Here is a 7,968-nt window from a genome sequence, read left to right as displayed (position 1 = left end):
CCGAAAACCCCCAGCCAGCCCTCGCCACCGCGTAACCACCCGTCACCGTCGATCAAGAAAAACCTGACCAGTTACGATCATACGATGCGTCGTCGCAGGTCACGGCACCGTGTGCGGAAGACAGGACTGCCCGGAGAGCAAGATTCCGCACCACCGTGGGCAGTAGAAGGTGCTCAGCCTTGAGGACTCGTTCAGAGACGAGAGCGGCGCTTCGACTCGCGGACGCTGTCCTGATATTAGACGCGCTCGGCGGTGGTACGAGACCAATGCCCGTCTGCTCCTTGCCGCCGCCGTACGCCGCGCGGGCCGCGTCCCCGTCGTAGGTGTCCAGGATGATCCGCAATATGAATTGCACCCGCTCGGCCATCAAGCCGGGAACCCGCGCAGGGAGAACACCGCACCCAGGGCGTCCTGGCCGCAATTCGCAAACTCCTCCACGTCCAACAGCCGACCCGGCCCACGGTCAGCTCGTCGGAAGCGGCGAACGCACGCTCAAGCGGAGTCTGCCGATTTCCACAGGCCTCGGAGGGACTGGGAGTGATACCGATCCGCGTACCCAGAACCGGCATCTTCCGGCCACCAGACATCGCCACCGATCATCGGCCGCGGACATGATTCACGCAGGTGACGGCCCGGTCGCGACAGATCGCCTGAGAGCGCTCGGCCGAGCCCTCGCAAAAAATGATTCCAACAAACCACTAGAGTTTCGCAGTTTTCTTGATCCAGATCAGTGTCTGGCAACGGCTGGATAATTTTCCCGATTGCTTTCGGGTGGATGATTCCCTGGTGCCTGCCGGTGGTATCGCGGTGCGTGGCGGAGGGGTGGAAGGCCAGCGCGAGGGGCTGGTGGCGGGAGCATCAGCGTTTCCTGTACCAACCCGAAAGTTGGACGCCGATGCTCCCGGACGTGACGATACCGGTTTCTCTGGCGGTGCTGCTGGAGGGTTTCCGGCCGTGTTTCACCGCGCCGTCGTTCCGGACGTTCCGGGCGCTCGTCGTGGGGATGCTCGCCACCGGCGGGCGGCACACGGTGTGCGGGATGCTCGTCGGCGCGGGCCTGTCCACGCTGTGGCCGCACGACCGGGCGCACCGGTTCTTCGCGCGGGCGGTCTGGTCGCCGGAGAAGGTCGGCCTGGCGCTCGCCCGGCTCGTCGTCGACCGCCTCGTCCCGGCCGGGCCGCTGCACGTCGTCGTCGATGACACCCTGTTCCACCGGGCGGGGAAGAAGGTGTGGGCGGTGGGCTGGTTCCACGACGGATCCGCGAAGGGGCCAGACCAGGTCGGGTTCGGCAACAACTGGGTGATCGTCGGCCTCGTCGTGCCGGCGCCGCTGCTCGGCCGGCCGGTCTGCCTGCCGGTCCTGGCCCGCCTGGTCCGCAAGGACACCGTCTCGGCCTCGCGGCTCTGGCTGGCCGCCCGCGCGGTCGAACAGCTGGCCGGGGCGTTCCCCGCCCGCCGGGTCCACGTCGTCGCGGATGCCGCCTGCGCCGGCGACGAGCTCAGGGGACTGCCGGCCTCGGTGACCTGGACGACCCGGCTCCGCCGCGACGCCGCCCTGTTCGCCCCCGCCCCACCCCGCACCGGGAGACGTGGCCGGCCCCGACTCAAGGGCGACCGGCTGCCCTCCCTCGCCCAGCTCGCCGCGGCCGCGACGTTCCGCCCGACGGCCGTGACCCGCTACGGCCGCGCCGGGACCGTGCACACGGCGGTCATCCGCTGCCTGTGGTATGGAGTGTTCGGCCCCCGCCCCGTCACCGTCGTCCTCGTCCGCGACACCGACCGGCCCGGGACCTACGACCTCGCGCTCGTCACGACCGACACCCTGACCAGGCCCGCCGAGCTCGTCGCCCGCTATGCGGCCCGCTGGTCGATCGAGGTCGCGATCGCGGACGCGAAGCAGATCTTCGGGGTCGGCCAGGCCCGCAACCGACTCACCGCCGCCGTCGAACGCACCGTCCCGTTCGGCCTGGCCTGCCAGACCCTCGCCTTCGCCTGGTACCTCACCACCGGCCACCACCACGGCGACGCCGCCGACCACCGCGCCCGCACCCCCTGGTACACCACCAAGACCCGCCCCTCCACCGCCGACCTCGCCGTCAAGCTCCGCCGCGTCCTGATCACCGCCCAATATCAGCCCACACGGCCCGCGAACCCGACCGACGCGGAAATCCACACCCTCCGCCTCGCCTGGGCCACCACCGACAGCGCCCTCGCGGCCTGACCAGCCCCCATCCCGGCCCCACAGCCCGGGAACCAGACAAAACAGACATCGACCCGAGACCGCAAACCAGCTCAAACACCCCACCACGAACCAGCACACCAAACACGCACAGAACACGTCTCACGCGACGTCAACCATAAAATTGGAGATCAAGAAAACCGCGAAAGTCGAGAAACCACCACACGGTCTAAAGTCACCGCAGGCGCCTGATCAGCCACTAGCCTACCGTCGGAGCGTGGATATAACGTGACAGTCACATCCTCTCATGGTTATGCGGAGGCTACCTTGGCGGCGGCCTTCATCGCCTTCTTGTACTCCCGGACCTGGTCACGGGTGGAGACGTCGGTGATGTCCGCGATGGAGCGGAAGGTGCCCTCGTCCCCGAACGGCGCGGACGCCTCCCGCCACCCCGGCGGGGTCACGCCAAGCTGCTTACCCAGCAGCGCCACAAAAATCCTGGCCTTCTGCTGGCCGAACCCCGGCAGCGCCGCCACCCGCTCCAGCAGTTCCCTGCCGTCAGCCGCGGTCGTCCACACCCGGGCCGCGTCCCCGTTGTAGGTGTCCACGATCAGCTGGCACATGGCCTGCACCCGCTTGGCCATCGAAGCCGGGAAGCGGTGCAGCGCCGGCACCCGCGAGAAGATCACACCCAGCGCGTCGGGGTCGTACTTCGCCAGCTCCTCCGCGTCCAACGGCCGTCCGAGCCGCCGGGTCAGCTCATGGGGAGCAGCGAACGCCCTCTCCAGAGGAATTTGTTGATCTAGGACCATACCCACCAGGAGCGCCAGGGGGTACTCGGTGATGAAGGCGTCCGCCTCTGGATCGCCGGACAGGTGCAGGCCCATGCCCGTCAGGGTACCCACGACGAGTACCCCGCCGGACTGGTGCGTCCGGCGGGGCGGAGGCGTCAGGGACGCCAGACCACTTCCACCCGCTCGGGGTCGAAGCGGTTCTTTGGGCCGTCAGCCGCCTTGAGTACGACGGCCTCGATGACGGTACTGATGATCTCCCGGCGCTGCTCCAGCTCCAGGGAAGGCCATGCCTCGGCCACGTTCGTGACCTTGGGGACGGTGTGGGCGCGTATCCACTCGGCTTGCTCTGCCCTCAGGTGGAGGATTGCTTGCTCCTGCTCGCGCACACGGGGGGAAGACGTACGGGCCGGGCAGCTCGTCCCGGTCGTAGGCACCCATGAGTTCCGCGATCTTGTCCTCCGCCTTGGCCAGGCTCTCCCGCCCTTGGCCATTGGCCGGCACCGGCCTCGACGTCGCGGCCTGCCAGGTAGGCCAGGACCAGCTCGGAAACAATGTCATCAACATGGTGGCCGGTGACGCCGACCTTGCCGCACCCGCCCGCGGTGACTGCCTTGCAGGCGTAATGGTGCTTGTCCCACCGCCGGTCGTAGCCGCCCATCAGGTGCCGGCCGCAGAAGCCGCAGCAGATGATCCCGGACAGCAGATACTTCCGTCCGCCGATGTGGACATGCTTGGAAACCCGGCTCGGGTCGCGGCGCTTCGCCGCCACCGCCTCCCAGACCTCCAGGTTCAGGATGGGCTGCTGCTGGCCCTTGACCGGCTGACCCTCCGCGTCCACCACGTAGCGCTTCTCCAGCGGGACGGAGGTGGGGCCATACACCCGGTAGCCGACGATGCGCGGGGACAGGTAGATGTTGCGCAGGACGGGTTTTTGCCACTTCTTGCCGGTGGCGCTGGCGATGCCAAGATCGTTCCACTGGCGGCAGATGGTGTGGAGGCCGACGCCGGCCAGGACCTGATCCGCTCCCGCGACCAGGAGCGCCGCCGCCGCGGTTCGTCCTTGGTTTCCTTGTCGGCCAGCCAATAGTCGGCCACTGCCGCTCCGGCCGTCCACGGGCCAATGCGCCGCACGCTTTGCAGCTCGTCAACCAGGGCGGGCCAAGACAGACGGCTCCAGGTGGTGCCGTGCTCCAGGTAGGCGATCGCGGCAGCCTGCAACGCCGGCCGCTTGAAGGCCAGACCGATTTCGGTGAACTGCACGCCGGTCAGGCCGAGGACCGTTTCAGCGGTGGGAAAGAGAGCCAACGTGCCACCGTCTGGCAGCTCCACCTGCTGGCCGTGAGCCGCGCACAGGGTCCGGTAGAGCTTCTTGGACTGCCCCGCCCGGATGACCTGGCGCAGGATGGCAACGCCCAGCGCCTCCCACAAGGACGGGTTGCGCAGACGCCCGACCTGGCCCAGGTCGGCGAGCTCCTTCGCCAGCTCCGGCACCTCTTCGGCGGCGCCGGGCGATGATGTCGGGGTCGGCCTCGAGGATGACGCACAGGTCGGGGCGGGCGGCTTCGGCGTTGAGTGCCCAGAGGAAGGCCGGGTCCAGGCCGTCGAAGCGCTGCATGACCAGCCCCGACGGCACGTAGCGGTCGGAGATGATGGTCTGGCCCAGCTCCAGATGCGGCCGGATCTCGGTCTCGACGTGGTGGTAGCGGTCCGCCGCATACACGCAGGCCAGGGCGTGTCCCGTGACGGTTTCGGTCAACTCGCGGGCCAGTACACCGATGGGGCCGGCGGACGGTTCGGCCGTGACGTGGACGTCCTCGCCCGCCGCGACGAGCAGTTGGGCGAGGTGGCGCACGAGCGTGGACTTGCCTGCCCCGCTCGGTCCGTCCACGCTGATGAACAGTCCTCGGCGGTGGTCAGAAAAGGGTCGCAGCCGGGTCATCGTCGCTTCCAGGGGGAAGGTCGCGGAGTTCGTCAAGGGACAGGGGGCGGCCGGCCGGGCTTGTTGCCAGCAGCGCGAACAACCGGGCCGTGACCAGCGCGTCGTAGGTGGCTCGGTGGGGCCGGTGCTGTGGGTCCAAGCCGTCGGCCAGGTTGAAGGCCTCCACCAACGAGCCGAGCCGGTAGCTGACGCGCTCGGGCCGGAGCCGCCGCGCGAGCCTGAGCGTGCCGAAGACGTCCCGCGGTTCCCAACCTGGAAGGCTGCGCCGCAGGACGCCGAGGTCAACGTGCGCGTTGTGGGCGACGATTGCCACGCCCTCCAGGGCCGCGCGGATCTCCTTTTCCACGTCGGCCAGGACCGGCGCGCCTGCGACCATGTCGCTCGTGATGCCGTGGATGCGGCGGGCGAATCCGGTGATCGGGCGCTCGGGCCGCAGGAGCCAGGCGGTCGGCTCCCCGATCACGCCGCCGGTGATGGGCACGACCGCCAGCTCCACCAGGTCCGGCGGCTGGTGGCCGTTGCCCTCCACATCCACCACGGCGTAGTCCAGGCTCGTCCAGTCCGTCATGAGGCGACCGGCTCCTTCCATCCGATGTCGGCGCGGCCGTGGCGCCGCGCGTGGTGAGGATGGCGCACGTCGTGGACCTGGAAGCCGAGGGCGTGCTGGAGGAAGTAACGGGGCTGCTCGTGCGGGAGGCCCGCGACCACGGCGGCCCGGTCGGTGATGTCCACGACCTCAAGGCCGTCCGTGTCGGGCACCGTGCTCGCGAGGGCCACCAGCTGCGCTCGCGTAGGGACCTGGTGGGCCTCGTGGCACCGGCGGATCTGACCCACCGGGCAGATGTCGCACAGTTCCCGGACGCCAGTAGAAGATCGTGCGGTAGCGGCGGGGCCGGACGGCGGTTGCCAGCCGCAGGGAGGCCGCCGCGACCTCGGAGGGGTGGGGCTCGATGCGCCGGTCCTCAACGCCGGAGTAGATGAACAGCACGGTCAGCTTGACACTCGTCAGGCGGCCCAACACACGACCAGGACAAGCTGTTCCACGAACGCGACGTCCACCGGGTCGTCGAGGGGACCACGACCCTACGCGGGCCGAAGGCCGCCGACCCGCCGTTCCCCGTGCGCACGGTCTTCTCCCACTCGGCGCGGCGCGCCGAGACGTCCGCGACCACCCGCACGAAACAGATCGACAAGGCGCGCGCGGCGCTCGTCGTGCTGCACCGCAACCTTGGGATCCGCTACTACCCCGACGAGGCAGCGGTCCGCGCCCGCGTCGAGAAGATCACCGCAGAGTGTCGGGGCGTGGCTGCGCACGCACGTCGACACCGACCCCGACACCGGCAGACCACACCTGACCTGGTTCTTCGACCCCGACGCGCTCGACCTCGCCCAGAAGGCCGACGGCTGGTTCGCGCTGCTGACGAACCAGAGCATCGAGGAGAAAGACGCCGCCGGGGTCTTCCTCGACTACAAGGGCCAGGAGGCCTCCGAGCGGCGCTACAGCGCGTTCAAGGACCCGCTCGCCGTCGCCCCCCTACGTCGAGAACAACCAGCGGATCCACGGCCTGCTCCGCCTCGTCGGCCTGGCCCTGCTGCTGTTCTCCCTGACCATGCGCGCCGACCAGCGTGAACGGGTCCTGTCCTCGGACTTCTACACCGTCTACGTCTCGGCCGGCCGCCGCTGCGACGGTCTCGTGAACCTCTGGTGTGTCGCTCATCTCAGAAGGCACTTCATCCGCGCGGCGCTGTCCAACCCGACCCAGTTGGAGTACTGGTGGAAGGCTTGGGCGAAGCTGTTCACCGCGCTCTACCTCGCCCACGGCCAGCTACGCACCGCCTTCACCGCCGCCCAGGAGACCCCCGGCCCCACCACCGAGCAGACGCTGGCCGCGGCCTACACCGCCTGGGATGACGCCGCCGGCGCGATCGACCCCGCCCGCCGCACCCAGCAGAAGTCCGTGGGACTGCAGCCGAAGGCGAAGGACGCCCTCGCCACGCTCGAACGCCGATGGCCGGGCATCCTCGCCCACCGGGACCACCCACTTCTGGATCTTGACAGTAGCGCGGCCGAACGCGCCGCCGCGTTCTGGACCGTCATCGGCACCGCCGAGAAACACGGCCTCAACGCCCTGACCTACCTCACCGACTACCTCGACACCTGCGGCCGGCGCGGCGGCAAACCCCCAGACGGCGCCGACCTCGACCGGTTCCTGCCCTGGCGCGCCAACCCCGACGACCTCGAAGCCTGGAAACAACCCCTCCACTAACCCACCCCGGCACGGCGTGACACACCGTCACGCCACCCGCCGCCATGCCCTCACACCACTTCCGAATACATACCACCGAACTGCAGTTCGGCGATGCTGATGACACTGACTGCCAACTCGCCGGAGATGGGGGTGACGTCTGTGGCGACCAGGACACTGGTGTCGAGGACGCCGCGATTCATCGGCCTTCCCAGGGATCCGTGAGGGAACCGTCGACGAGGTTGCGGTCCTGCGGCCAGTCGGTGTCCTCCGGCTGCGCGAAGAGATCAGCCAGATCGTCCCAGCGCCGCCACGTACGCGGACTCACCGGGCCGAGGACGGCTGCTGGCCGGCCACGGTGATGGTGAACCGTTCACCGGCCTGAGCGCGGCGTACCAGGTCGCTGGCGTTCTGCCGGACCTCTCGAAGCCCTATCCCGGCCACCCCCCGGGAGTAGCACTTGTGCTACTCCCGGCCGTCGCGAAGATGAGCCGGGTCGGGTGGCCCGGGGGCGGTCCGGCATGCGTCGATAAAGGTGACCAGTTCATTCACCCGGTCGGACCGGGCGTTGACGGCGCGGTTCACGACCCGGATAAGGTGAGCGTAGGCATCCGTGTGATCGTAGTGGGCGACTTCCCTGATCCGCAGTGCCCATCGCCAGTAGCCGCGGATGGTGTCGGCCAGTGGCATCCGGAAGGTCACAATGACCTCGCGGATTGGCTCCACCACGGCGTCGCCCTCCCGGCGCAGGTACCGCTCGACCACATCCGCCATGAACGCGAAGTGGCGCAACTCGTCGCGGGCGAGTCG

11 protein-coding genes and 2 pseudogenes are annotated in these 7,968 nt (G+C 68.9%); 4 read left to right on the top strand and 9 right to left on the bottom strand.

The genetic code is table 11. From position 1 onward, the window contains the following. Nucleotides 1–895: 895 nt before the first annotated feature. Nucleotides 896–2,221, top strand: coding sequence for an IS701 family transposase (locus tag AC08ON_RS13625; RefSeq protein WP_476617095.1), 1,326 nt, complete (start codon nucleotides 896–898; stop codon nucleotides 2,219–2,221). A gap of 269 nt (nucleotides 2,222–2,490) precedes the next feature. On the opposite strand, the gene AC08ON_RS13620 is transcribed toward AC08ON_RS13625, so the two are convergent. From AC08ON_RS13620 to AC08ON_RS13610, 3 genes are all read right to left on the bottom strand, one after another. Further along, nucleotides 2,491–3,066 (bottom strand): HhH-GPD-type base excision DNA repair protein, encoded by a 576-nt coding sequence (locus tag AC08ON_RS13620; RefSeq protein ID WP_476608146.1) that lies wholly within the window; start codon nucleotides 3,064–3,066, stop codon nucleotides 2,491–2,493. A 62-nt stretch (nucleotides 3,067–3,128) separates the two neighbouring features. Beyond that, entirely contained in the window at nucleotides 3,129–3,272 is a 144-nt protein-coding gene (locus AC08ON_RS13615; protein WP_476608144.1) for a hypothetical protein, read from the bottom strand. 53 nt (nucleotides 3,273–3,325) lie between these two features. After that, complete coding sequence (locus AC08ON_RS13610) at nucleotides 3,326–4,087, bottom strand: recombinase family protein (protein ID WP_476608143.1); 762 nt, start codon at nucleotides 4,085–4,087, stop codon at nucleotides 3,326–3,328. 71 nt (nucleotides 4,088–4,158) lie between these two features. Between AC08ON_RS13610 and AC08ON_RS13605 the strand changes: the two genes are divergently transcribed. After that, nucleotides 4,159–4,488, top strand: coding sequence for a hypothetical protein (locus AC08ON_RS13605; RefSeq protein WP_476608147.1), 330 nt, complete (start codon nucleotides 4,159–4,161; stop codon nucleotides 4,486–4,488). Between the two features lie 34 nt (nucleotides 4,489–4,522). On the opposite strand, the pseudogene tmk reads toward AC08ON_RS13605, so the two are convergent. From tmk to AC08ON_RS13590, 3 genes and pseudogenes are all read right to left on the bottom strand, one after another. Then, nucleotides 4,523–4,912, bottom strand: a pseudogene (tmk, locus tag AC08ON_RS13600) (dTMP kinase); the annotation flags it as partial. Further along, a complete protein-coding gene (locus AC08ON_RS13595; protein WP_476608142.1) occupies nucleotides 4,887–5,480 on the bottom strand; it encodes a 3'-5' exonuclease in 594 nt (197 codons plus the stop codon). The pseudogene tmk and the gene AC08ON_RS13595, both read right to left, overlap by 26 nt. Next, nucleotides 5,477–5,689, bottom strand: a complete 213-nt coding sequence (locus AC08ON_RS13590; RefSeq protein ID WP_476608141.1) for a hypothetical protein — start codon at nucleotides 5,687–5,689, stop codon at nucleotides 5,477–5,479. Before AC08ON_RS13590 ends, AC08ON_RS13595 begins: the two co-directional genes overlap by 4 nt. Nucleotides 5,690–6,140: 451 nt before the next feature. Between AC08ON_RS13590 and AC08ON_RS13585 the strand changes: the two genes are divergently transcribed. Both AC08ON_RS13585 and AC08ON_RS13580 read left to right on the top strand, forming a co-directional pair. Beyond that, nucleotides 6,141–6,542, top strand: coding sequence for a hypothetical protein (locus AC08ON_RS13585; RefSeq protein WP_476608140.1), 402 nt, complete (start codon nucleotides 6,141–6,143; stop codon nucleotides 6,540–6,542). Next, nucleotides 6,523–7,179: an IS66 family transposase gene (locus AC08ON_RS13580; protein ID WP_476608139.1), complete on the top strand. Its 657-nt coding sequence runs from the start codon at nucleotides 6,523–6,525 to the stop codon at nucleotides 7,177–7,179. The genes AC08ON_RS13585 and AC08ON_RS13580 overlap by 20 nt, the downstream gene beginning before the upstream one ends. A 50-nt stretch (nucleotides 7,180–7,229) precedes the next feature. Here the strand turns inward: AC08ON_RS13580 and AC08ON_RS13575 are convergent, their stop codons facing one another. From AC08ON_RS13575 to AC08ON_RS13565, 3 genes and pseudogenes are all read right to left on the bottom strand, one after another. Beyond that, a complete protein-coding gene (locus AC08ON_RS13575) occupies nucleotides 7,230–7,361 on the bottom strand; it encodes a hypothetical protein (protein ID WP_476608138.1) in 132 nt (43 codons plus the stop codon). Between the two features lie 121 nt (nucleotides 7,362–7,482). Continuing rightward, a complete protein-coding gene (locus tag AC08ON_RS13570) occupies nucleotides 7,483–7,602 on the bottom strand; it encodes a type II toxin-antitoxin system Phd/YefM family antitoxin (protein WP_476608136.1) in 120 nt (39 codons plus the stop codon). 21 nt (nucleotides 7,603–7,623) lie between these two features. Beyond that, nucleotides 7,624–7,968, bottom strand: a pseudogene (locus tag AC08ON_RS13565) (acyl-ACP desaturase); the annotation flags it as partial.

The sequence above is a fragment of the Frankia sp. CoWAU3 genome (assembly GCF_977971855.1).
This window is presented reverse-complemented; position numbering and strand designations above follow the sequence as displayed.